Source organism: Tardiphaga sp. P9-11 (assembly GCF_008329525.1).
GTDB lineage: Bacteria > Pseudomonadota > Alphaproteobacteria > Rhizobiales > Xanthobacteraceae > Tardiphaga.
The window spans coordinates 214166-235955 of record NZ_NPKQ01000009.1; the positions used below are offsets into that span (position 1 = coordinate 214166).

At 61.6% G+C, this 21790-nt stretch carries 27 protein-coding genes; 10 read left to right on the forward strand and 17 right to left on the reverse strand.

Translation table 11 applies throughout. The annotated features are described in order from the left end of the window. Positions 1-66: 66 nt before the first annotated feature. On the reverse strand, positions 67-537 hold the full coding sequence (locus CIW50_RS24090) for a secondary thiamine-phosphate synthase enzyme YjbQ (RefSeq protein WP_149533696.1): 471 nt from the start codon (positions 535-537) through the stop codon (positions 67-69). Positions 538-618: 81 nt separating this feature from the next. Between CIW50_RS24090 and CIW50_RS29200 the strand changes: the two genes are divergently transcribed. Next, a complete protein-coding gene (locus tag CIW50_RS29200) occupies positions 619-792 on the forward strand; it encodes a hypothetical protein (RefSeq protein ID WP_172980447.1) in 174 nt (57 codons plus the stop codon). A 15-nt stretch (positions 793-807) separates the two neighbouring features. Here CIW50_RS29200 and CIW50_RS24095 read toward each other — a convergent pair whose 3' ends face one another. The 3 genes from CIW50_RS24095 to CIW50_RS24105 form a co-directional block, all read right to left on the reverse strand. After that, positions 808-1029, reverse strand: a complete 222-nt coding sequence (locus CIW50_RS24095; protein WP_149533697.1) for a DUF6894 family protein — start codon at positions 1027-1029, stop codon at positions 808-810. Positions 1030-1106: 77 nt separating this feature from the next. Further along, positions 1107-1601, reverse strand: coding sequence for a hypothetical protein (locus CIW50_RS24100; RefSeq protein WP_149533732.1), 495 nt, complete (start codon positions 1599-1601; stop codon positions 1107-1109). A gap of 88 nt (positions 1602-1689) precedes the next feature. Continuing rightward, the gene (locus CIW50_RS24105; RefSeq protein ID WP_149533698.1) at positions 1690-2313 is read right to left on the reverse strand and encodes a 2-hydroxychromene-2-carboxylate isomerase; all 624 of its coding nucleotides are present in this window, start codon (positions 2311-2313) and stop codon (positions 1690-1692) included. Between the two features lie 275 nt (positions 2314-2588). On the opposite strand from CIW50_RS24105, the gene CIW50_RS24110 reads away from it, so the two are divergent. The 5 genes from CIW50_RS24110 to CIW50_RS24130 all read left to right on the forward strand — a co-directional run bounded on the left by CIW50_RS24110 (position 2589) and on the right by CIW50_RS24130 (position 5245). Continuing rightward, positions 2589-2966, forward strand: coding sequence for an AtpZ/AtpI family protein (locus CIW50_RS24110; RefSeq protein ID WP_149533699.1), 378 nt, complete (start codon positions 2589-2591; stop codon positions 2964-2966). A 104-nt stretch (positions 2967-3070) separates the two neighbouring features. Then, complete coding sequence (locus tag CIW50_RS24115) at positions 3071-3820, forward strand: F0F1 ATP synthase subunit A (RefSeq protein WP_149533700.1); 750 nt, start codon at positions 3071-3073, stop codon at positions 3818-3820. A 73-nt stretch (positions 3821-3893) separates the two neighbouring features. Further along, complete coding sequence (locus CIW50_RS24120) at positions 3894-4121, forward strand: F0F1 ATP synthase subunit C (protein ID WP_068732626.1); 228 nt, start codon at positions 3894-3896, stop codon at positions 4119-4121. Positions 4122-4183: 62 nt separating this feature from the next. Continuing rightward, entirely contained in the window at positions 4184-4753 is a 570-nt protein-coding gene (locus CIW50_RS24125; RefSeq protein ID WP_149533701.1) for a F0F1 ATP synthase subunit B family protein, read from the forward strand. A 3-nt stretch (positions 4754-4756) separates the two neighbouring features. After that, a complete protein-coding gene (locus CIW50_RS24130) occupies positions 4757-5245 on the forward strand; it encodes a F0F1 ATP synthase subunit B family protein (RefSeq protein ID WP_149533702.1) in 489 nt (162 codons plus the stop codon). Positions 5246-5315: 70 nt separating this feature from the next. Here the strand turns inward: CIW50_RS24130 and CIW50_RS24135 are convergent, their stop codons facing one another. From CIW50_RS24135 to coxB, 12 genes are all read right to left on the reverse strand, one after another. Further along, a complete protein-coding gene (locus tag CIW50_RS24135; RefSeq protein ID WP_246664436.1) occupies positions 5316-6002 on the reverse strand; it encodes a hypothetical protein in 687 nt (228 codons plus the stop codon). Positions 6003-6170: 168 nt separating this feature from the next. Next, positions 6171-6758 (reverse strand): GNAT family N-acetyltransferase, encoded by a 588-nt coding sequence (locus tag CIW50_RS24140; RefSeq protein WP_149533703.1) that lies wholly within the window; start codon positions 6756-6758, stop codon positions 6171-6173. Between the two features lie 34 nt (positions 6759-6792). Then, the gene (locus CIW50_RS24145; RefSeq protein WP_149533704.1) at positions 6793-8082 is read right to left on the reverse strand and encodes a M16 family metallopeptidase; all 1290 of its coding nucleotides are present in this window, start codon (positions 8080-8082) and stop codon (positions 6793-6795) included. After that, on the reverse strand, positions 8079-9497 hold the full coding sequence (gene thrC, locus CIW50_RS24150) for a threonine synthase (protein ID WP_172980448.1): 1419 nt from the start codon (positions 9495-9497) through the stop codon (positions 8079-8081). The genes CIW50_RS24145 and thrC overlap by 4 nt, the downstream gene beginning before the upstream one ends. Before the next feature lie 565 nt (positions 9498-10062). Next, positions 10063-10821, reverse strand: coding sequence for an SURF1 family protein (locus tag CIW50_RS24155; RefSeq protein WP_149533706.1), 759 nt, complete (start codon positions 10819-10821; stop codon positions 10063-10065). Next, positions 10818-11213, reverse strand: coding sequence for a DUF983 domain-containing protein (locus CIW50_RS24160; RefSeq protein WP_149533707.1), 396 nt, complete (start codon positions 11211-11213; stop codon positions 10818-10820). Before CIW50_RS24160 ends, CIW50_RS24155 begins: the two co-directional genes overlap by 4 nt. Before the next feature lie 82 nt (positions 11214-11295). Further along, complete coding sequence (locus CIW50_RS24165; protein ID WP_149533708.1) at positions 11296-12153, reverse strand: cytochrome c oxidase subunit 3; 858 nt, start codon at positions 12151-12153, stop codon at positions 11296-11298. 101 nt (positions 12154-12254) lie between these two features. Then, complete coding sequence (locus CIW50_RS24170) at positions 12255-12893, reverse strand: cytochrome c oxidase assembly protein (protein ID WP_149533709.1); 639 nt, start codon at positions 12891-12893, stop codon at positions 12255-12257. Between the two features lie 18 nt (positions 12894-12911). Continuing rightward, entirely contained in the window at positions 12912-13085 is a 174-nt protein-coding gene (locus tag CIW50_RS24175) for a cytochrome c oxidase system small membrane protein (RefSeq protein WP_149533710.1), read from the reverse strand. Between the two features lie 16 nt (positions 13086-13101). Further along, entirely contained in the window at positions 13102-14043 is a 942-nt protein-coding gene (locus CIW50_RS24180; protein WP_149533734.1) for a heme o synthase, read from the reverse strand. A 101-nt stretch (positions 14044-14144) separates the two neighbouring features. Next, positions 14145-15770: a cytochrome c oxidase subunit I gene (gene ctaD, locus CIW50_RS24185; protein WP_068732612.1), complete on the reverse strand. Its 1626-nt coding sequence runs from the start codon at positions 15768-15770 to the stop codon at positions 14145-14147. A gap of 104 nt (positions 15771-15874) precedes the next feature. Continuing rightward, positions 15875-16720, reverse strand: coding sequence for a cytochrome c oxidase subunit II (gene coxB / locus CIW50_RS24190; protein ID WP_149533711.1), 846 nt, complete (start codon positions 16718-16720; stop codon positions 15875-15877). A 319-nt stretch (positions 16721-17039) separates the two neighbouring features. Between coxB and CIW50_RS29205 the strand changes: the two genes are divergently transcribed. Then, positions 17040-17189, forward strand: a complete 150-nt coding sequence (locus tag CIW50_RS29205; protein WP_172980449.1) for a hypothetical protein — start codon at positions 17040-17042, stop codon at positions 17187-17189. A 13-nt stretch (positions 17190-17202) separates the two neighbouring features. Continuing rightward, positions 17203-17763: an invasion associated locus B family protein gene (locus tag CIW50_RS24195; RefSeq protein ID WP_246664437.1), complete on the forward strand. Its 561-nt coding sequence runs from the start codon at positions 17203-17205 to the stop codon at positions 17761-17763. Positions 17764-17779: 16 nt separating this feature from the next. On the opposite strand, the gene CIW50_RS24200 is transcribed toward CIW50_RS24195, so the two are convergent. Further along, the gene (locus CIW50_RS24200) at positions 17780-18982 is read right to left on the reverse strand and encodes a PepSY-associated TM helix domain-containing protein (RefSeq protein WP_149533712.1); all 1203 of its coding nucleotides are present in this window, start codon (positions 18980-18982) and stop codon (positions 17780-17782) included. Between the two features lie 336 nt (positions 18983-19318). Here CIW50_RS24200 and tldD point away from each other — a divergent pair, with 336 nt between their 5' ends. Both tldD and lepB read left to right on the forward strand, forming a co-directional pair. Then, positions 19319-20746 (forward strand): metalloprotease TldD, encoded by a 1428-nt coding sequence (gene tldD / locus CIW50_RS24205; RefSeq protein ID WP_149533713.1) that lies wholly within the window; start codon positions 19319-19321, stop codon positions 20744-20746. Continuing rightward, positions 20743-21519 carry a signal peptidase I gene (gene lepB, locus CIW50_RS24210; protein ID WP_149533714.1) on the forward strand — a complete coding sequence of 259 codons (777 nt, stop codon included), beginning with the start codon at positions 20743-20745 and terminating at the stop codon, positions 21517-21519. The genes tldD and lepB overlap by 4 nt, the downstream gene beginning before the upstream one ends. The last annotated feature ends 271 nt before the right edge of the window (positions 21520-21790 follow it).

Consider the following 21790-nt stretch of genomic DNA (forward strand, 5'->3'; position numbering starts at 1 on the left):
ACGACGACAACAAACCGGCCGCGGAGCAATCCGCGGCTTTTTTTTGTTTCAGCAGATCTGCGAGCGTCAGGTCGCGCCGACGAACTGCAGCACCACCTCGCGGCGATGCGGGCGGGCGCGGTGTTCGATCAGATAGATGCCCTGCCAGGTTCCAAGCGCGAGTTCGCCGGACAGCACCGGCACATGCAGCGAGGTCGCGGTCAGCATGGTACGCACATGCGCCGGCATATCGTCGGGACCCTCCGTATCGTGCGTCCAGTTAAAATCCTTAGGCGCAAGGCGATCGAGCGTTGTCATGAGATCGACCAGCACGGAAGGATCGGCATTTTCCTGGATGGTGAGCGACGCTGAGGTATGGCGGATGAACAGCGTCAACGCACCTTCACGGGCGCCGATCTCGCTCAGGAATTTGCCGACCTCGCGGGTGATATCGATGAAGCCCGCACCGGAAGTCTGCACAGTCAGCAGCGACGACGTCACGGTCTCGACACGAACTGAAGACGGCGCGCTGCGCGTAACGGATCTGGCAGATGTCATAAAGTCCCCTCCTGGCCAATTCCACCTTGGTTGATGAACCAAAACGCCGATATGGCGTTCCCGCTTCAATCAAGATTGACAATGGAAAACGCCATGAAGCCTAAAACATCAAGGGACATTCCGGGGCCGGAGCCACGCAAGAACGAAGAGCACGCGCAAGAGAAAGCTGTGATCAAGGACGCAGACAAGACCGATCAAGCCAACCGCGACACCATCCATGGCAACGGCGGCGATATAGGGTTCGACCGCAAATAAGAACTGCGCACTGCGTTAATCGTCGGAGCTAATCACATCTGCGCGGTGAACTTCATCGCCCTCCTCGTTGCGGACGGAAATGGCGAAGTGCTTGCCGCGGAGTTCCGGCCTGATCTTGTAAATATCGCCTGCGAGCTTGTCAGCGACCTCAGCGGCTAACAATTCATTACGCAAAATCTGCCCCGAAACGTCGGGCACGGTCGTACCATCAACCAGATCGAAATAGAATCTCGGCATCAAAGCGCTCCTTCCTATGGGCGAATAATACCAATCAACTATGTGAGTATCGGCATCCGCGGCGAAATTGGCAGCGCTCAGATTTTTCCGCTGGAATCGCGCTGGATGCGACTGGCCATGTCGACAAGGCGTCGCCATGCGTTTTCGACAAAGGCCATCACCCGATCGACGTCGCGATCGCTCGGCAGCGGAATCTCGATCTTCCTCTCGCCATCCGCAGTCCCTGACTTCCCGGGCTTCAGCGAATCCTGCTTCGGGAGCGCTTCATCGGTCTTGCCGGCGACGGCTGGACCGCGCTGCTCAAGCTCCGCCTTCAGTTTTTCATTGTCCTTCTGCAGCCGCCCTATCTCGGTATCGAGCGCAGCACGCTCGTCCGGCAAAACATAGCAGGCCCAGCCGGCCCCCTTATCCGTGCACGTCGAAACCGTGCCGGTACGGGTATCCAGGCGAATGACGCCTTCAGCGATCGGCGACAACGAATAACGGCCATTCTCGACGTCCGGGAGGGCCTGCGCAGACGCACGGACGATCCCGACCATCAGAACCGCGCCAACCCGCGCGGCGTACCGCATGGGCTGTCCGGGGGAGACAAAACGCACCACAGCATTCTTCATGGAGATGCTCCGCGTTGCGAGTTCGGGGCGATAGCCGCCTTCACGCTCAGATTTCAGATTTGAAAGGCGCTCGCTTCGCTTTCAACGCATCGGCAAGCAATTCGAGCCGATCCTGGCCCCAAAATACTTCACCATTGAGCACATAGGCCGGCGAGCCGAACACGTCGGCTGCAATCGCCTCCTGACGGTTCTGCTCATATTTCGTTGCGATCTCACTGGAGGCCGCGCGCTCGACGAGTTTAGCACCGGGCAGGCCCGAATCATCGGCCAGCTTTGTCAGCACCGCTGCATCCCCGAGATTGAGCTGACCTTCCCAGACAGCAGGAAATGCGCGGCGCAGAAACGGATCCGGATCATGTCCCGCTTCAAGTGCAGCGATCACCAGACCATCGGCGAGCCGGCCGTCGAACGGCCAGTTCTTCGGCTTGAGATGGAAATCCAGGCCTCGCTTGTCGCGCCAGCGTTGCAATTCGAGCATCCGGTAACGCTGCCGCACCGGGTGGCGTTTCCCCAGCGGCAAGCCGCCGGTTTCCGAAAACAACTCGCCGAGAAATACCGGCTTGTGATTCACCTTGAGATCGTAAGTACTTACGAGATCGCGAAACAGCGTGTGGCCGATATAGGCCCAGGGCGATGGCAGCGAAAAATAGTAATCGATCTCTTGAGACATTCCGGGCTCCGGCAGGGGCGTTTTCAAACTCTGCGGCACTCCAACAGAGCGCCCTGCGCCGTGCAAGATAGATCCCCTCGAAAGTCACTCTTGCACTGCGGCGATCTCGCGCAGCGGGATTCGAATTTTGCCAATAAAATCAAATGAATCAAGGCGCTAACAAGCGATCAGCGAATCTTGACTTGGCAAGATGCGCTAAGTATGGTCCGCCCGGCTTTGAAGGGTGATGGGGCGTTATTTCCAGCATTTGCAGCGTTATTTCGAGTGTCGCAACCATGACGAACGGCACACGGGACAATGACAGCGAACGCGGAAACGATGGCAAATCGTCTCCCGATGAGGCTGCGCTTTCCGCAAGGCTCGGAAGTCTGAATCAGCGTCTGTCCAAACTTCAGGATGAGCGCAAATTCCAGACTGACCAATCCGAAACTGGAAGCGGAAACGCGCAGTCCAGGGCATCGGCCATGGCGGTGGGTCTCCGTCTTTCTTCGGAACTGGTCGCGGGCGTCGTCGTCGGAACGATTCTGGGCTGGGGCTTCGATCGTTTGCTGTCGACATCGCCGTGGGGGCTGATCGTTTTCATGCTGCTTGGCTTCGTCGCCGGCGTGATGAACGTGATGCGCTCGGCTGGCGTCGGAAAAAAAGCGGAATAAGAAATTCGCGCCCAAGACCTCTGCGTCGTTGGCGCAGTGTTTGAGTGCCGGCTGTCCGGCAAGGAAACGCCGGACATTCCGGCCGAATTGAAAGACCGACGTGGATGGCCGATCCGATCCATCAATTTGAGATCCACAAGATCTTCACCCTGGGCCATATCGGCAATCAGGAAATCGCCTTCACCAACTCATCGGCCTATATGTTCGGCGCCGTCGCCGTCGTGTCGCTGCTGATGCTGGGTGGCAGCGCCGGTCGCGCGCTGATCCCAAGCCGCTTCCAGTCGGTCGCCGAACTGTCCTTCGAATTCGTGTCGAATACGGTGCGCAGTAGCATCGGCGAAGAAGGCATGAAGTTCTTCCCGTTCGTGTTCTCGCTGTTCATGTTCATCCTCACGGCGAACATGATCGGCATCATTCCCTATACCTTCACCGTTACCAGCCATCTGATCGTCGCCGTTGCGCTGGCATTGATGGTGTTCCTGACCGTGCTGCTCTACGGCCTCTACAAGAACGGTCTCGGCTTCTTCAAGCTGTTCGTGCCGCACGGCATTCCTATTTACATCCTGCCGCTGGTCACGGTGATCGAGGTGATCTCGTTCCTGTCCCGCCCGGTGTCGCATTCGGTTCGTCTGTTCGCCAATATGCTGGCCGGCCACATCACGCTGAAGGTTTTTGCCGGCTTCGTGACATCGCTCAGCGCGCTCGGGGCAGTGGGCATCTTCGGTTCGGTGCTGCCGCTGGCCATGACCACGGCGCTGACCGCGCTGGAAATACTGGTCGCCTTCCTGCAGGCCTACGTGTTCACGATCCTGACCTGCATCTATCTCAACGACGCACTTCATCCGGGCCACTAACCATCGCTTCTTAGTGTCCTGGCGGAATTCACCCTCAACTGTCTTTATCCCTATCCCAAGAAGGAGTTTTACTATGGATCCCATCGCAGCGAAGTACATCGGCGCCGGCATTGCTTGTCTCGGCATGGGTGGCGCTGGCATCGGCGTCGGCATGATCTTCAGCCAGTTCCTCAACGGTGCGCTCCGCAATCCGTCGGCCTCCCAGGGCCAGTTCGCTAACCTGATCTTCGGCTTCGCCGTGACCGAAGCGCTCGGCATCTTCTCGCTGCTGATCGCGCTGCTGCTGCTGTTCGCCGTCTAAGCTGAAAACAGATCCGGTTGCCGCCCCGTCCCGGGGCGCTTCCGATCGATAAGGAGACTGCTGTGGCTGAAGGTCAGGGCAAATCCAAGGGCGCCGATCACGGAACTGCCGCACACACTGCGGCTGACGGTGGTCACAAGGCGTCGTTTCCGCCGTTCGAGAGCAACACCTTCGCTTCACAGCTGGTGTCGTTCGCGATCGCGTTCGGCTTGCTCTATCTGATCGTGTCGCGTCTGGCGCTGCCCCGCGTCGGCGGCGTGCTTGCTGCGCGTCAGCAGGTTCTCGATACGGACCTGAATGAAGCTGCCAAGCTCAAGGCCGATTCCGATGCTGCATTGAAGGCTTACGAAACCGAACTCGCCAATGCCCGCGCCAAGGCGCAGGCGATGGCGACAGAAGTTCGTGAGAAGCTCAATGCGGAACAGGAAGCAGCCAAGGCGAAGCTCGAAGAGAGCCTTGCCACCAAGCTTGCTGCAGCGGAGCAGACCATCGCCACCACCCGCGCAACGGCGATGGGCAATGTGCACAGCATCGCTGCGGACACCGCCTCGGCGATCGTCGAACGCCTGACGGGCATCAGCCCGGACGCAGGCGCCGTCAACGCCGCGCTCGACGCGTCGGTGAAAGGATAACGGATGTTCGGACTTCAAGCTGAATTCTGGGTCGCCGTCGCTTTCGTCCTTCTGATGGTGGTGTTCGGCTGGTTCGGTATTCACCGCACCATCCTGAAGGCTCTCGACAACCGCAGCACCCGCATCAAGCAGGAACTCGACGACGCCCGTCGCCTGCGTGATGAAGCTGCTGCACTGCTCGTCGACTACAAGAAGCGTCATGCAGCGGCTGAGCGCGAAGCCCAGGACATCATTACCTCCGCCAAGGAAGAGGCAGAGCGCATTGCCGCCGAAGCCAAGACCAAGATGGAAGATTTTGTTGCCCGCCGCACCAAGAGCGCAGAAGGCAAGATTGCACTGGCGGAAGCCCAGGCTGTCGCAGACGTTCGCGCAGCTGCAGCCGAAGCCGCAGTGAATGCCGCAGCCTCGGTGCTGTCGCAGTCAGTGAAGGGCTCGGTGGCCGACGACCTGATCGCCAAGGGCATCGGCGAAGTCCGCTCCAAGCTGAACTAAGCGAAGAACTTCAAACTTAAAAAGCCGGCGCGAGATGATCGCGCCGGCTTTTTGTTGGCTGAAAGCCGCCTTAGCGCTTTTTGCGAGACTGCGGCTGCGACTTCAGCGCCTGCGGATCGAAGCCGATATAGAAGATGTAGGAATCGCCCGCTGTGCCTGTCGGCACGGGATAGACGAGATCCTCGCCGACCAAACTGAACGGCACGCTGGTCTCGCTGCCGATCTGCACATTGGTTTGGAATACCTTAGTCGCAATGGTCTTCGGCGTGACGCCTTCCTGCACCACGGCGACACGCAGCGGCACATCTACCGCCGCCGGCGCACCGGCCGGACCGACAATGACGCGGCCCTGGATGCCGATCTTGACCGAGATCTGACCGGCATTCAGATCGCAGGAGCGCGCAGTCCGGGTGATGGTGGCCTGGAAAGCCAGATCGTTGCCGACCGCAGGCTTGCCCGCAGCGCCGACCGCATAGGTCGAGGCGCCCGGCCGGATGCTGACGCTCGGACAGGTCAGATCGTTCTCGTCGGTCTGCGGCGACTGCGGCGCGCCGACCTCGGTGGACTTGCCCGAGAACAACTGGGTGAAGCGATCGGTCATCGATGGGCTGCCGCCGCCGCTGCTGCTTGGCGAGCCGCCACCGAACATGCTCCCGCCGCCGCAACCAGCCAGTGTCAGGCTTGCTGCAGTGATCATCAGCAGGCTGCGGAGCGCGCCGGTGCGGCCGCTGATCGGCATCGAACGAATATTGCGCATTATGAAGATATCCCCGGAAATTCAGTCGTGTGCGCAGCCCCGCCCAAGGCGTGCGCGGGGCCTTATAACAGCGCAATGGCGGCGAACCCAAGGCACTTAAACAAAGCCGCTTGAGACAGGACAGATGCGCGCCATTGCGCCACATCCAGACATCGCGCTGCAGCAAGACTATCCGCGGAAGTCCTCATGCAGCATGCCGTAAAGCAGATGATCCTGCCAGATGCCATTGATGCAGAGATAACGCCGCGCCAGCCCCTCGCGCGAGAAGCCACACTTTTCCAGCACCCGCACCGACGGCATATTGGTGGGAATGCAGGCGGCTTCGATGCGATGCAGGTTCAATTCGCCGAACAAGATCGGCAGCAGCACCCGCAGCGCCGCCGTCATCACGCCCTGCCCGCTATAAGGCTGCCCAACCCAGTAACCGATGGTGCCGGCCTGGACGATGCCCCGACGCACGTTGGCCAGCGTCACGCCGCCCAGCAGCGTGCCGTTGGATTCGCGAAATACCAGAAACGGATAGGCACGGTCGGCCGACGCATCGTCGGCATAGCGGCGCAACCGGCGGCGGAAGCCTGAGCGCGTCAGGTCGTCGGACGGCCAGATCGGCTCCCACGGCGTCAGATAGCCTCGGCTTTGCTCACGCAGATCGGCCCACTGCGGAAAATCGCTCATCACGGGCGCACGCAAGGCAACGCCGTAGCCGCGCGGCGCCAGCGCCGCCGGCATGCTCGATGGTAAACGAAACAGGGCCATAGGCTTGCTCCCTGATGCCTCGGACCTCGCCTGCCTAGTGGAGCAGGCTCTTGTCCTTGGCGCGGGTCAATCCTTCCGCAAAAGCCACCGCCGTGTCCAGTCCCCGGCCGCTGCCAAGCGCCGCCACGGCCGGGCGGCTGCGCGTCAGCAGGCCACGTGCGACGTTGCGGGTCGATTCCACGCTGACATCATCGATGCGCTGGACGAGCTCCTCCACGGTGAGCGGACGGCCATAGGCCAGCATGTGCCGCGCCAATTGCTCGGCGCGCGAGCTGCAGCTCTCCAGCGCCATCAGCAGACCAGCCTTCATCTGCGCCTTGGCGCGCGCGATCTCGGCCTCGGTCAGTGTCTCCACCGACTCGTTGATGACATCGACGATGACTTCCATCATCTCAGGTGCATCGGCCGGATCGGTGCCGGTATAGAGACCGAAGAAGCCGGTGTCGGTATAGGGCGCATGGAAAGTGTAGATCGAATAGCAGAGACCGCGCTTCTCACGCACTTCCTGGAACAACCGCGAGGACATGCCGCCGCCGAGAATGTTGGTAAAGACCTGCAGGCTGAACAGCGACAGATCCGACTGCGGCAAACCTTCCAGCGCCAATGTCAGATGCGCCTGTTCAAGATCGCGATTGACGACGCGCGAGCCGCCCTTGCCGAACATCGCCGGTTGCGGTTTCGGAGCGGCAGTGCCTTCGAAGCTGGAAAAGCGATCGGCGGCTTCATGCACGACCTGGCGATGATTCACGGCGCCGGCCGCAGCCACCACCATGTCCGGCCCGCGATAGTGCGTGGACAGGTAGTTCTGCAGCATATCGCGATCGAAGCCCTTCAGCGTCTTTGCGGTGCCCAGAAGCGAACGGCCCATCGGCTGATCGGGATAGCAGAGCTCGTTAAGATGCTCGAACACGACGTCATCGGGCGTGTCCTGCGCCGCGCCGATCTCCTGCACGATCACGCTCTTCTCGCGCTCCAGCTCGTCCGGCACGAAAGTGGGATTGGCGAGAATGTCCGAGAGCACATCAAGCGCCAGCGGCACATCGGCCTTCATCACGCGGGCGTAATAGGCCGTGGTTTCGGTCGAGGTCGCGGCATTGAGATCGCCGCCAACGGCCTCGATCTCCTCGACGATTTCGCGGGACGAGCGCTTCTTGGTGCCCTTGAAGGCCATATGTTCGAGCAGATGCGAGATGCCATGCTCGTTGGACTTCTCATCGCGACCGCCGACGCCGGTCCAGACGCCGAGGGCGGCGGTTTCCAGATGCGGCATGGTATCGGTGATGACCGTCAGGCCCGAAGGCAGCTTGGTAACTTCGACGGTCATCGGGACACTCCTTGCTTCGCAGCGCGGCTGACGGACAGCACAAACTGCTCAATATCGCTTTGGTCATTCTTCATGACCTTAATATGCTCGGGCTTCGTCATCAGCCCTTCCAGATGGACCGGCAATGCCGGGCGCACGCCGCAAGCGGCTTCCACCGCATCGGGGAATTTCGCCGCATGTGCCGTCGACAATACGACGTTGGGCACATGCATCTCGGTGGTGTCGCGATCGGCCACGGCCAATGCCACGGCCGTATGCGGATCGATCAGATCGCCGGTTTCGCGCCATGCCGTGCGAATGGCGGCAGAGGTCTCGTCTTCGTCGGCGCGGCCGGATTCGAAATCGGCGCGGATCGCGGTTAGCACTTTCTCCGGCAGCACGAAACGGCCGGACTGCTTCAGCGAGTCCATCAGGCCTCGCACCAGCGCAGCATCGCGGCCGGAGGCCTCGAACAGCAGACGCTCGAAATTCGACGACACCTGAATGTCCATAGACGGCGACGACGAGGCGTGAACCTCACGCACTTCGTAGATGCCGGTCTTGAGCGTACGGTCGAGGATGTCGTTGACGTTGGCGGCGACGCGCAGCTTGCGCACCGGCAGACCCATGCACTTGGCCACATAGCCCGCAAAGATGTCGCCGAAATTGCCGGTGGGTACCGTGAAATCAACGCTGCGTGCAGGCGCGCCGACGGCGACAGCCGAGGTGAAGTAGTAAACCACCTGCGCGACGATGCGCGCCCAGTTGATCGAGTTCACACCTGACAGCGAGACTGCATCGCGGAAAGTGTGGTGGTTGAACAGGCCCTTCACGATCGCCTGGCAATCGTCGAAATTGCCCTCGACGGCGAGCGCATGGACGTTCGACGCGCCGGTCGTGGTCATCATGCGGCGCTGCACGTCGGAAATGCGGCCGTTCGGAAACAACACGACGAGATCGACATTGTCGCGGCCGGCAAAGGCATCGACGGCGGCGCCGCCGGTGTCGCCTGAGGTTGCCACCACGATCGTGGTGCGCTGATTGCGCTTGGCGAGGACATGATCCATCAGCCGCGCAATGAGCTGCATGGCGACGTCCTTGAACGCAAGTGTCGGGCCGTGAAACAGCTCGAGCACGAACTGGTTCGGCGCGGTCTGGTCGAGCGGCACCACGGCGGGATGGCGGAAGGTGGCATAGGCCTCATTGGCCATGCGGCCGAGATCCTCGTCGGAAATCTCACCCGCCACGAACGGCCGGAGCACCTCGACGGCGACTTCCCAATAGGGCCGGCCGAACAGCGACGCGATGGTCTCAGGCGACAATTGAGGCCAGACCTCGGGAATGTAGAGACCGCCGTCGCGGGCAAGCCCGGTCAGCATGACATCGCAAAAACCGAGTTTCGGGGCCTCTCCCCGCGTCGAGATATAGGTCGTCAAGGCGTCCTCCAAAGGCGCGGAAACCGCCAAGCCTTTGATAATAATGGGGTTAAAACTTCGCTGGCAGCTAAGTCTCAGGGCACCATAATGGGTTTCGCCGGGTGGGGAAACCGCCAATGGGGCGGTGCGACGAACCAGGCACCCGAGCGTTAAGTTTCGCCGAACGCCCTCCGGATGACCGGCAGGACCGGGCTTCCTGGCTCAACCCATAAGGCAGCTACTCGCTTCAGAAATTCAATTTGGGAAGTTGGCCAATCGTTCGAAGCAAGGATTGGCCGGCTCTCAAACAGGACGGCACCAAGGTCATCCGGACTGTAAGCATAGATGGCTCCGGAGCCGATACAGCATTCTCCATCAGCGAATAGAAGACTCTGATGTCCGCCATCCGCGACAAGGGAACGGTAGATTGGCACGGTCAGGTGAAGGACGTTTTCAATCGTGTTGATCGGCAGGTAGCTCACCGCTTTTTGCGGGCCCAAGAGCCAGATGATGCTCCAGAATTCGCTTTCCTTCGGCGGCCAAAATGATGTCCCGGCTCTTCTCCACGATTTCCTCCGGAGCTGGCTCAAACAGTCCGCTGCTGCCCCTTGATCCACGCTCCGAACGCAATCACCACGGCAGCCGCGAGGCCAAACCAGGTGATGGCGTATTGCATGTGGTCGTCCTTGAGGTGGATTTCGAGCGGCCCGGGCTTCGGAATGGCGTTGGCCGGTACAGGGCTTTCCAGATCGACATAGAACGGCGCGACAGGGCCCCAGCCGAGCGCCTGTGCCATGGCGCGCTGGTCGCGGTTGAACCAGAGACGCTTGGCGACGTCGTCATGGGGCGTCAGCGTGCCCGCGGTTTCGGGAAAGCGCAGATAGCCGGTCAGGGTCACGGGGGCGCCGGTGATGAGCTTCTGCACGGCGCGGTCCTGCTGGGCGCGATCCTGCATCGTGTTCTGCACGAAGCCGGCATTGATCACGACGGTCTCGCCGGATGCCAGCTGCGCCGGCAGGAAGGCCCAGGTCACCGGGCCCGGTACATCCGGCCGCACCCCGGAGCCGGAGCTGTAAACCATGCCGTCCGGCACGGGTTTGTAGGTGGCCGAGAAGCTGACGCGGCGGAATTCGTCCTTCGCCGGGGTCAGCGCGCTCCATGTGGCCGGCGCGGGCAATGTGCCGGGCGCACCTGCAAGGCGCTCCGTGAGTGCGGCGATCAACGCGTGTTTCTCGGTGCGGCGTTGTAGCTGCCAGAATCCGAGGCTGAGGAGCACGCCAACGATGATGAGCGTGACGATGCCGAGACCGGTGATACTGCGCCGGCGCGCTGCAACAGTGTTCATTTCGGCGTGCGATCGATGAGTTGGCCTTCGGAAGCCTTGTGGTGGAATTGCAGGGCGATCAGCAGCGACTTCATTGAGCGCAACGGCAGCAGCGTGGTCGCGAGAATCAGCGGCAGCCACAGCGCGGCATGCAGCCAGAATGGCGGCTGATACTTGACCTCCACCACCAGCGCGCAACCGACAACGATGGCCCCTGCGATCATGATGATGAAGATCGCAGGACCATCGCCGGTGTCGATGAAAGCATAGTCCAGTTCGCAACGCTCGCAGCGCGGCGCCAGATTGATGAAGCCCGCATAGAGCTTGCCCTCGCCGCAGCGCGGGCATTTGCAGGTCAGGCCGCGGACGATGGTCTGGCCAAGCGTAGCGGGGGCAACGAGTTGATCGGGCATCGGATTCAGTTTCTTTCACGCCGCAGAAGGCCAACGAAAAAGGGCGGCCCTGCGGCCGCCCTCTTGTAGCACCTGAATGCGGTCAGTGCGCGGCTGCGCCGGCGACAACGCCGCCATAGCCCCAGACATAGATCGTAACGAACAGGAACAGCCAGACCACGTCCACGAAGTGCCAGTACCAGGCGGCGAATTCAAAGCCGAGATGCTGCTTCGGCGTGAAGTGACCGGCATAGACCCGGAACAGGCAGACCAGCAGGAAGATGGTGCCGACCAGCACGTGGAAACCGTGAAAGCCGGTCGCCATGAAGAAGGTCGCACCGTAGATGTTGCCCTTGAAGCCGAAAGCGGCGTGGGCGTATTCGAACGCCTGCACGCAAGAGAAAGCAGCGCCAAGCAGCACCGTGAGGATCAGCGCATGCTTCACGGCCTTGCGGTCGCCTTCCAGCAGCGCATGATGCGCCCAGGTGACGGTCGTGCCGGAGGTCAGCAGGATCAGCGTGTTGAGTAGCGGCAGGTGCCAGGGGTCGAAGGTCTGGATGCCCTTCGGCGGCCAGACGCCACCGAACAGCGCCTCGCGGGTGGCATGCACGGGATCGCCGGGGAACAGCGACGAATTGAAGTAGGCCCAGAACCAGGCAACGAAGAACATCACTTCCGAGGCGATGAACAGGATCATGCCGTAGCGATGGCTGATCTGCACCACGCGGGTGTGATCGCCCTTATACTGGGCTTCGCGGACCACGTCGGTCCACCAGCTTGCGAACACGTAGAGCACACCGATGGTGCCGACGCCGAACACGATGGGCGCCGCGGCATACATGTGATGCATCCAGCTGACCGCGCCGACCGCCATGATGAAGGCGAACAGCGAGCCTACCGCCGGCCACGGCGAGGGATCGACGAGATGATAGTCGTGGTGCTTTGCTTGCGCCGTAGCCATTGCGGTTCTCTCCGTCAGCTGCGCCGGTTGAAGCCGGTGCGAGTTCTCTCAATTTTATAACTCGGAACGCTCCAGGATTTCTCCTGGAGGTTACCCATATCTCAGAGGTTACCCTTGCGCTTGTCGGTCTCCGTCGCCGCCAGTGGCTTCGGCGCCGGATCGCGCAGGGGGTAGAACGTGTAGGACAGTGTAATCGACTTCAGGCCGTCATTCTCGCTATCCGCGGCCAGCGCAGGATCGACATAGAATACGACGGGCATTTCACGTTTCTCACCGGGCGCCAAGGTCTGCTCGGTGAAGCAGAAGCAATTGATCTTCTGGAAATATGCGCCGACCGTCAGCGGCGCCACGTTATAGGCAGCCTGTGCAGAGGTGGTGCGGGCGGACTGGTTGGTCACGGTGTAGAACACGGTCACAACCTCGCCGATCTTGACCTCGATCTCGCTCTGCTCCGGGACGAACTTCCATGGCAGGCCACCCGACACATTGGCATCGAAACGCACGGCGATCTTGCGCGCGATTGGGCCGGACTCCGGCGCGGCGCTGGCGACCATCGTGGTGCCGTTGAAGCCGGTGGCGCGGCAGAACCAGTTATACAGCGGCACGGCGGCGTAGGACGCGCCGACCATGAAGGCCACCAGCAGACCGCAAGCCGCAGCCACGGTCGCATCACGCCCGAGGCGCGGCTTGATCTTGCTGCGCGGCTCGGAGGCTCTGATGTTCTGCGGCTGATCGGTCATGTCACTCAGCTTTTGTCATTACATGGGCCGGATGAGAACGGCCGGCCCTTTGACCATGGTGACGGCAAAGAACAGTACGACGAGAATGCCGAGCGCCCAGGCGATAGCCAGTGACCGTTCGCGCCGGCTCTTCTTCTGTGCCTCGGTGAGGACGATGCCCTCTGGCTCGGCTGGCTTGTGCTCATTGTCCATCGGATCATGCGCCCCTCTACCAGACCAGCGGGAGGATGGCCTTCACGACCACCTCGAGCAGCAGAATGGCAAACAGCGCGAACAGATAGACGATCGAGAAGGCAAACAGCTTGCGCGTCGCGCGATTGGCAGGCGTGCCTTCGCGCAGACGATAGACCTCCACGGCGAGATACATCATGCCGGCGCCAAGGATCAGCGAAGCCACGCCGTAAACGGCAGAGAAATAGCCGAGCGGCCACGGGGCCACGGCGGTCGCAACCAGCACGACGGTGTAGAGCAGGATCTGCAGCCGGGTCGCGTCGGGACCGGCGACTACCGGCAGCATCGGCACGCCGGCGCGGGTGTAGTCGTCGTTCCGGAATAGCGCGAGTGCCCAGAAATGCGGCGGGGTCCAGAAGAAGATGATCAGGAACAGCAGGATCGGCTCCATCGAGAGCGTTCCCGACGCCGCAGCCCAGGCGACGACCGGCGGCAGCGCGCCGGCGGCACCGCCGATGACGATGTTCTGCGCGGTCCTGCGCTTCAGACCGACTGTGTATATCACGACATAAAAGAAGATCGTGAAAGCGAGCAGCGCACCGGCCAGCCAGTTGACGAGGATGCCGAGCGTCATCACCGAGAAAAAGGCCAGCACCAGACCGAAGGTCAGCGCTTCCGGCCGGGTGACGCGACCGCGCGGGATCGGGCGGTTGGCGGTGCGCGACATCAGCGCGTCGATATCGGCTTCGTACCACATGTTCAGTGCGCCGGAGGCGCCGCCGCCGACAGCGATACAGAGGATAGAGGTGATCGCCAGCACCGGGTGATGATCGCCCGGCGCCAGGAAATAACCGACCATGGCCGTGAACACGACCAGCGACATCACCCGCGGCTTGAGCAGCGCGATGTAGTCGGCAACACCCGCTTCGGAGATGCGGGGGGCCGACAGGTCGATGGCGTGGTGGTCGAGGACGGACAAGATCATTCTCACTTTTGTTACGAGCACTCCGCCGAAACCCTTGCGAGTTCGGCGGAGGCATTAACCTGGTGCGGCACCCAAGAGCGACACACGAAAACCACTTACTGAACGCGCGGCAGCACTTCGAACTGATGGAACGGCGGCGGTGAGCTCAGGGTCCATTCCAGAGTGGTCGCACCCGAACCCCACGGATTGTTCGCAGCCTGTTCCTTGCGGACGAAAGCTTCGATCACGCCGTAAATGAAGATCAGCACGGCAAAACCGGAGATGTAGGAGCCGATCGATGACACCAGGTTCCAGCCGGCGAAGGCATCCGGATAGTCGACATAGCGGCGCGGCATGCCCGACAGACCCAGGAAGTGCTGCGGGAAGAACACCAGATTCACGCCAATGAAGGTGACCCAGAAATGCGCCTTGGCGATGGTTTCCGAATACATGTAGCCGAACATCTTCGGGAACCAGTAATACCAGCCGGCGAAGATGGCGAACACGGCGCCCAGCGACAGCACGTAGTGGAAGTGCGCGACCACATAGTAGGTGTCCTGCAGCACGCGATCGACACCGGCATTGGCCAGCACGACACCAGTGACACCGCCAAGGGTGAACAGGAAGATGAAGCCCACGGCCCACAACATCGGCGCCTTGAACTCGATGGAACCACCCCACATCGTGGCAATCCAGGAGAAGATCTTCACGCCGGTCGGTACCGCAATGACCATGGTGGCGGCAACGAAGTAGGCCTGCGTCGCCGACGACATGCCGACGGTGTACATGTGGTGCGCCCAGACGACGAAGCCGATTCCGCCGATGGCGACCATCGCATAGGCCATGCCGAGATAGCCGAACACGGGCTTCTTCGAGAAGGTCGAGATGATCTGCGAGATCATGCCGAAGCCAGGCAGGATCAGGATGTACACTTCGGGGTGACCGAAGAACCAGAACAGATGCTGGAACAGGATCGGGTCACCGCCGCCGTCGGCTGCGAAGAAGGTAGTGCCGAAGTTACGATCCGTCAGCAGCATGGTGATGGCGCCCGCCAGAACCGGCAGCGACAGTAGCAGCAGGAACACGGTGACCAGGATCGACCACACGAATAGCGGCATCTTGTGCAGGGTCATCCCCGGCGCGCGCATATTGAAGATGGTGGTAATGAAGTTGATGGCACCGAGGATCGACGACGCACCGGCGAGATGCAGCGCCAGGATCGCGAAGTCGACGGCGGGACCCGGATGACCCGATGTCGAGAGCGGCGCATACATGGTCCAGCCGGCACCGACACCGTTGGCGCCGGGTTCGCCTTCCACGAAGGTCGAGATGATGAGCAGCGCGAAGGCGGCTGGCAGCAGCCAGAACGACACGTTGTTCATGCGCGGGAACGCCATGTCCGGCGCGCCGATCATCAGCGGCACCATCCAGTTGCCGAAACCGCCGATCATCGCGGGCATCACCATGAAGAAGATCATGATCAGGCCGTGCGAGGTGACGAAGACGTTGTAGGTGTGGCTTTCGTGGAATATCTGGACGCCCGGATACATCAACTCGATGCGGATCAGGATCGACATGATGCCGCCGATGACGCCCGCCACGATCGCGAAGATAAGGTACATCGTGCCGATGTCCTTATGGTTCGTCGAATAAACGTAACGCCGCCACCCCGTCGGATGCGCATGCGCATGATCGTCGTGGGCGTGATCGTCGTGAGCCGGTGTTGCCGCGGTCGTTGCCATTTTCAAATCCTGCTTTGTCTTCTTCTGGCAGTCTTTCGGACCTTGCGGTCCCCTCGCCCTAATTTCTTACAGTGCGTGCGGAGCCTCGCGGCTCCGCCACCCGCTTACTGCGCCACGGCAGTTCCGGCCGAAGCGTAGGAATTCGCAGGATTAGACGCGAACTTCTTCTTCGCCGTCTCGACCCATGCGGTGAATTCCTGGTCGCTGACGACGCGGATCGCGATCGGCATGAACGCGTGATCCTTGCCGCACAGTTCCGAACACTGGCCGTAGAACATGCCGGTCTTGGTGGCCTTGAACCATGTCTCGTTGAGACGGCCGGGAACGGCGTCGATCTTGATACCGAATGACGGCATCGCGAAGGAGTGGATCACGTCGGACGCGGTGGTCTGGACGCGAACCACCTTGTTCACCGGCACCACGACTTCGTTATCGACAGCGAGCAGGCGCGGCTGCTTGTCGGCAGCCATCAGCGAATCGAATTCGAACGGGCCGTTATCTGGATAGGAGTAGGTCCAGTACCACTGCTTGCCGGTCGCCTTGATGGTCAGGTCGGCTTTCGGAATATCGAGTTCCAGGAACAGCAGGCGGAACGACGGCACAGCCACTGCGACCAGGATCAGAACCGGAATGATCGTCCACGCCACTTCGATCAGCGTGTGATGGGTGGTCTTGGAGGCAACCGGGTTGGCCTTGGAGTTGAACTTCATCACCACGATGACGAGAAGCACAAGCACAAACAGTGTGATGGCGGTAATCAGCCAGAGCAGAAAATTATGAAACCAGGTGATGTTCTCCATCACCGGCGTGGCGGCTTCCTGCAGCTTGTATTCCCACGGCGCGGGCTGGCCCATCACCTCTGCGAATGCAGCACCGCCAAAAGCAAGCCCGGCCCCAACAACTGCTAATCCCAGCAACCGGCGGCCAATCTGGCCCCTCGACATCCTCATGCCGCTCGCGCTCCCATATTTACTGTCGCATTTCGGCCTGTCGCCGAATTATGCCGCCCGATCCGCACGCCGACAATTTGCCAAAACGCCCAAGCTGTTGGCTCGGAGGCAGTTGTTAGAATGCGTCGAAATCTAGCCTCTCAAACCATAATTCGCGTCTTGTCGCAATGCAGGAGTGGCGCATCCCGTAATGCATTCGGCGGTATTGAACGAAGGTCGCAATTGCTGCATGAAATCAGGCATAAAGAGGCGCGCGGCAAGTGAACGGTGCTTGACAGCTGAATTGTCCGTTGTAGGCACAGATCAGGCGATCGGCAGGATGCTGATTCGCGCCCGCGAGCGTTTTCGTGGCTCCGCGGATGCCTTCAAGGCGCCGTCATTGCCGTATCATTCCGTGGTCTGGAAAATCCTCCGGCCAGACAGCGTCAAGCGTGCTGCCCTGGACTACGACCACCACGTCATCGCCTAAGGAATCGACCCGGATGGGGCACTCGAAGTTGCAGCATAAACCGACCCTGAACCGCCCGGCCCGCGGGATCGCAGGCTGGCGCCGGCTGGCTTTCGGTTGTCTCGCCCTGGCAGCGATCGCCGCCGCCCCGGGCACCGCCCATGCCCAAGGCGCGGTGCGCTCGGTTCATGGCGACTGGCAGATCCGCTGCGACACTCCGCCCGGCGCCCAGGCCGAGCAATGTGCGCTGATCCAGAGCGTGGTGGCTGAAGACCGCTCCAATGCCGGCCTGACCGTGATCGTGCTGAAGACCGCCGACCAGAAGAGCAAGCTGATGCGCGTGGTGGCGCCGCTCGGCGTGCTGCTGCCGTCCGGCCTCGGCCTCAAGCTCGACAATCAGGATGTCGGCCGCGCCGGCTTCGTGCGCTGTCTGCCCAATGGCTGCGTTGCCGAAGTCGTGATGGACGACAAGTTGCTCGCCCAGCTCCGTACTGCCAAGACCGCTACCTTCATCATCTTTGAAACGCCCGAAGAAGGCATCGGCTTCCCGCTCAGCCTCAACGGCATCGGCGAGGGTTACGACAAGCTGCCGTGATCGGTAGCGTTACGCCCTACTCTCCCGGCACCAATTCGGGAGCACGGCGATCGCGGCGGCCTGGTCGCGACGCGGCCCGCAGGCGGCGGCGCGAGATATACAGGATGAAGCCGGTCACAGTGAACAGCGGCATCAGAGCCGCGGCCAGCAAGAACACGATGCGGCCGGGCAGCCCCAGGAACGCACCGGTGTGGATGTGCAGCACCGCAGCCAGAACGCGCTCACCGAATGCCTTGTCGTTATAGAGCTCTGCCGACACCATGCGGCCGGTCACGCCATCGATCCGAAAATCGTCGCGCGCTTCATCGAATGACGCATCCTTTGCCACCGAGCGGATACGCACGACACTGCCCGGTCCGTTCGGCACCTGCATGATCGCCAGCGCATAGCGGCCGCCCTGGTCTGCCAGAAACGTCGACCAGACCTTGTCGAGTGACGGAGCCGCAGGCGCATCGCCGGCAGGTGCTTTGGCGCCGCCCTTTGCTCCGCGCATTGCCGGCGCACTTGCAGCGGGCTTGCTCGACAGCAGCCAGGTGGCGCTTGCCTTATACCAGTCGAACGACCACCAGAGGCCGGTGAGAATGGTCACCAGATAGATCGGCAACAGCCAGGTACCGACGACGCTGTGCAGCGACCAGTGAAACGGACGCCCTCGCATCGCCAGATTCGGCTTCAACCAGGTCTTGATACCGCTCTTGATGCTGCTGATACGGCGTGGCCAACGCAGCAATATCCCGGAGATCAGCAACACGAACAGGCCGAGCACGGCAACGCCGGTGATCAGACGGCCATAGCCATTGCCCTTGCCCGGCAGCAGCAGAAAGCGATGCAAGTTGCGCAGCGTCGCGAAAAAGCTCTCCCCCTGCATCGCCGAGACGACGCGGCCGTCATAGGGATCGACATAGACCGACGAACGCTCCCCAGACTCGCTGCGGGCGAAGCGCATCCGCACCGCCGTAGCGGGCTCGCTTGAAAAGACGATGAGGCCAACCTTGCCCGCCCCCGGCACCGCCTGAACGCGCGCCACCAGCTCATCAGGTCCGAGCACAGGCGCCGGCCGCGGATCAACCTTTGTCACATCACGGTTGAGTGCTGCGACGATCTCATCCTCGAAGCTCAGCATGGCGCCGGTCAGACCGATCAGACCCAGGACCAGCGAGATCGCCAAGCCGATGATGGAATGGGCTTGCAAGAATGCGGATTTGGTTCGTGAGGCCATGAAAAGCGACAACTGCCAGAAGTGATTGGTCCTGCAGTGAATACCGTTCATGCAGGGTGGTGCTCGGAGGTCTACCGCACCGCAGCCTGAGGCGCATCGGAGCACAGTTTGTAATACCTCCAAGGTAGCCCGTCGGCACGGTTGCCCCCAGAGGATCTGGCCGCGACAATGCGCAGGCCTCCCTTTTTGTCAAAACAGCACCTATCTTGGTTCCAACCGCCTGTTTCGCCGCAGGTTACGCCGTTGTAAGGCGACCCATCCCCGGGTTGTCGCTACAAATTGAAATCGTGGTCTCGCGTCAGGCGCTGGGGCCGCGCCGCTGACATTGGAGCCTGCATGACCAGCCCAGCCACCACCTCCCTGATCGACCGCGCCAATCTCGACCGCGACGAAGTTCGTCGCGAGCTCATGCGGGGGCTACAGGGAGCTGACGATGGTGAGCTGTTTCTCGAATACAGCCAGTCCGAGGCGCTTGGTTTCGACAACGGCCGCCTGAAGCAGGCGACCTATGACACTGCGCAAGGTTTTGGCCTGCGCGCCGTCAAGGACGACGCGGTCGGCTATGCGCATTCCTCCGACGTTTCGATCCCGGCGCTGATCCGTGCGGCTGATGCGGTCAATGCGGTCCGCGGCGGCTATGCCGGCACCTTTGCCGCAGCGCCTTCGCATACCAACGTGCGGCTCTATAACGACGACAACCCGCTGGACGCGCCGGGCTTCGAGGCCAAGGTCAAGCTGCTGGCCGAAATCGACGCCTATGTGCGCGACAAGGACCCGCGCGTGCGCCAGGTCTCGGTCTCCCTTGGCGCCACCTGGCAGGTGGTCGAGATCCTGCGCCCGGACGGCGAGAGCTATCGCGACATCCGTCCGCTGGTGCGCGTGAATATCTCCGTCGTCGCCGGTCAGGGCGATCGGCAAGAGAGTGGCTCGAAGGGCTATGGCGGCCGCGAGGGCTATGCGCGCTTCATCGAAAGCGGGTCGTGGCGCACGGCAGCCGACGGCGCGCTGCGCGAGGCACTGGTCAATCTTGAATCGATTCCCGCGCCCGCGGGCGAAATGGACGTGGTGCTCGGACCGGGCTGGCCTGGCGTGATGCTGCACGAAGCCGTCGGCCATGGGCTCGAAGGCGATTTCAACCGCAAGCAGACCTCGGCTTTCGCCGGCCTGATGGGCCAGCAGGTTGCCGCCAAGGGGGTCACTGTCGTCGATGACGGCACCATCTCGTCGCGCCGCGGCTCGCTGTCGATCGACGACGAAGGCACGCCGACCAACCGCACAACGCTGATCGAGGATGGCATCCTGGTCGGCTACATGCAGGATCGCCAGAACGCCCGCCTGATGGGTATGAAGCCGACCGGCAACGGACGTCGCCAGGGCTATGCCCATGTGCCGATGCCGCGCATGACCAATACCTACATGCTGGCCGGCCAGCGCGATCCCGCCGAGATCCTCGCTTCCGTGAAGAACGGCATCTATGCGGTGAACTTCGGTGGCGGGCAGGTCGACATAACTTCCGGTAAATACGTGTTTCAGTGCACCGAGGCCTACAAGATCGAGAACGGCAAGATCGGAGCGCCTTTGAAAGGCGCGATGATGATCGGCAACGGGCCCACCGACCTGCACCGCATCAGCATGATCGGCAACGACCTCGCGCTCGATGACGGTATCGGGACTTGCGGCAAGCACGGCCAGGGCGTGCCGGTCGGCGTCGGCCAGCCGACGCTTCGGATGGACAAGGTAACTATCGGAGGAACGGGCCAGTGATCACGGGTACCGAAGCCACAACAGTCGTATCGACCGCGAAGCGCTGGACCGGCCAGTTGGCGCAGATCGCAGCTATCGTCGGCATCGTGTTCGTCGCGAAGGGCGCGCTCGCCGAGCCGTTCTATGTGCCATCCGCCTCGATGGAGCCGACGCTGCTGATCGGCGATGCATTGCTCGCGACGAAGTTTCCCTACGGCTATTCGACGGCTTCGCTGCCGATCCACGTCTCGTTTCCCGAAACCGGCCGCGTCTTCGCGACCACACCAAAGCGCGGCGATGTCGTGGTGTTTCGCTGGCCCGGCGATCGCTCCCAGGTCTGGGTCAAACGTGTGATCGGCCTGCCCGGCGATCGCGTCGAACTGCGTGGCGGCCAGGTCTGGCTCAATGGCATCGCAACGTCGGTTAAATCCGACGGCATCGGTGCCGCAGAAGACGACAGCGGCGGCTCCGAGCCGGCGCATCGCTATGTGGAGACGCTGCCCGGCGGCGTGTCGCATCCGATCTTCAAGCTGCGTGACAATGGCCGGCTCGACAACACGGCCGAAGTCGTCGTTCCCGCCGACCATCTGTTCGTGATGGGCGACAACCGCGACAACTCTGCCGACAGCCGCGTGCCGGTGTCGCAAGGCGGCGTCGGTCTGCTCCCGATGGACAATCTTGTCGGTCGCGTGGATGCCATCGTCGGCTCGTGGGATCTCGGTGTGCGCAGCCAGCCTGTCACCACCTGGCTGTCGGGCTTCCGCATGGCGCGGTTCTTTACGGGCGTGCACTAGCCAACGGGTCCCGCTCTCTCCGCCGTTGTTGCGAGCGCAGCGAAAGCCTGCCAGACGCGCGCAAGAGGTGCGCTCCTCAGAATGAAGACGGAGTTGGTTGGGTCGAACAGAGAGCAGCGGCTGCTCTGATCACGATCGACAGACGCACAAACGCAAAACGCCGCGCTCATGAGAGCGCGGCGTTTTGTTTGAGATATCGTAATTGAGGATAACTTTGTCCTTTGCAGGCCTGGCAGCGACCTACTCTCCCAGGGCTTAAGCCATAGTACCA

What these genes read in the sequence shown, in the direction of transcription:
- CIW50_RS24090 (WP_149533696.1), bottom strand. Translation starts at nt 537, where the DNA reads ATGACATCTGCCAGATCCGTTACGCGCAGCGCGCCGTCTTCAGTTCGT.
- CIW50_RS29200 (WP_172980447.1), top strand. Translation starts at nt 619, where the DNA reads ATGGAAAACGCCATGAAGCCTAAAACATCAAGGGACATTCCGGGGCCG.
- CIW50_RS24095 (WP_149533697.1), bottom strand. Translation starts at nt 1,029, where the DNA reads ATGCCGAGATTCTATTTCGATCTGGTTGATGGTACGACCGTGCCCGAC.
- CIW50_RS24100 (WP_149533732.1), bottom strand. Translation starts at nt 1,601, where the DNA reads ATGCGGTACGCCGCGCGGGTTGGCGCGGTTCTGATGGTCGGGATCGTC.
- CIW50_RS24105 (WP_149533698.1), bottom strand. Translation starts at nt 2,313, where the DNA reads ATGTCTCAAGAGATCGATTACTATTTTTCGCTGCCATCGCCCTGGGCC.
- CIW50_RS24110 (WP_149533699.1), top strand. Translation starts at nt 2,589, where the DNA reads ATGACGAACGGCACACGGGACAATGACAGCGAACGCGGAAACGATGGC.
- CIW50_RS24115 (WP_149533700.1), top strand. Translation starts at nt 3,071, where the DNA reads ATGGCCGATCCGATCCATCAATTTGAGATCCACAAGATCTTCACCCTG.
- CIW50_RS24120 (WP_068732626.1), top strand. Translation starts at nt 3,894, where the DNA reads ATGGATCCCATCGCAGCGAAGTACATCGGCGCCGGCATTGCTTGTCTC.
- CIW50_RS24130 (WP_149533702.1), top strand. Translation starts at nt 4,757, where the DNA reads ATGTTCGGACTTCAAGCTGAATTCTGGGTCGCCGTCGCTTTCGTCCTT.
- CIW50_RS24135 (WP_246664436.1), bottom strand. Translation starts at nt 6,002, where the DNA reads ATGCGCAATATTCGTTCGATGCCGATCAGCGGCCGCACCGGCGCGCTC.
- CIW50_RS24140 (WP_149533703.1), bottom strand. Translation starts at nt 6,758, where the DNA reads ATGGCCCTGTTTCGTTTACCATCGAGCATGCCGGCGGCGCTGGCGCCG.
- CIW50_RS24145 (WP_149533704.1), bottom strand. Translation starts at nt 8,082, where the DNA reads ATGACCGTCGAAGTTACCAAGCTGCCTTCGGGCCTGACGGTCATCACC.
- CIW50_RS24155 (WP_149533706.1), bottom strand. Translation starts at nt 10,821, where the DNA reads ATGAACACTGTTGCAGCGCGCCGGCGCAGTATCACCGGTCTCGGCATC.
- CIW50_RS24160 (WP_149533707.1), bottom strand. Translation starts at nt 11,213, where the DNA reads ATGCCCGATCAACTCGTTGCCCCCGCTACGCTTGGCCAGACCATCGTC.
- CIW50_RS24165 (WP_149533708.1), bottom strand. Translation starts at nt 12,153, where the DNA reads ATGGCTACGGCGCAAGCAAAGCACCACGACTATCATCTCGTCGATCCC.
- CIW50_RS24170 (WP_149533709.1), bottom strand. Translation starts at nt 12,893, where the DNA reads ATGACCGATCAGCCGCAGAACATCAGAGCCTCCGAGCCGCGCAGCAAG.
- CIW50_RS24175 (WP_149533710.1), bottom strand. Translation starts at nt 13,085, where the DNA reads ATGGACAATGAGCACAAGCCAGCCGAGCCAGAGGGCATCGTCCTCACC.
- ctaD (WP_068732612.1), bottom strand. Translation starts at nt 15,770, where the DNA reads ATGGCAACGACCGCGGCAACACCGGCTCACGACGATCACGCCCACGAC.
- coxB (WP_149533711.1), bottom strand. Translation starts at nt 16,720, where the DNA reads ATGAGGATGTCGAGGGGCCAGATTGGCCGCCGGTTGCTGGGATTAGCA.
- CIW50_RS29205 (WP_172980449.1), top strand. Translation starts at nt 17,040, where the DNA reads ATGCTGATTCGCGCCCGCGAGCGTTTTCGTGGCTCCGCGGATGCCTTC.
- CIW50_RS24195 (WP_246664437.1), top strand. Translation starts at nt 17,203, where the DNA reads ATGGGGCACTCGAAGTTGCAGCATAAACCGACCCTGAACCGCCCGGCC.
- CIW50_RS24200 (WP_149533712.1), bottom strand. Translation starts at nt 18,982, where the DNA reads ATGGCCTCACGAACCAAATCCGCATTCTTGCAAGCCCATTCCATCATC.
- tldD (WP_149533713.1), top strand. Translation starts at nt 19,319, where the DNA reads ATGACCAGCCCAGCCACCACCTCCCTGATCGACCGCGCCAATCTCGAC.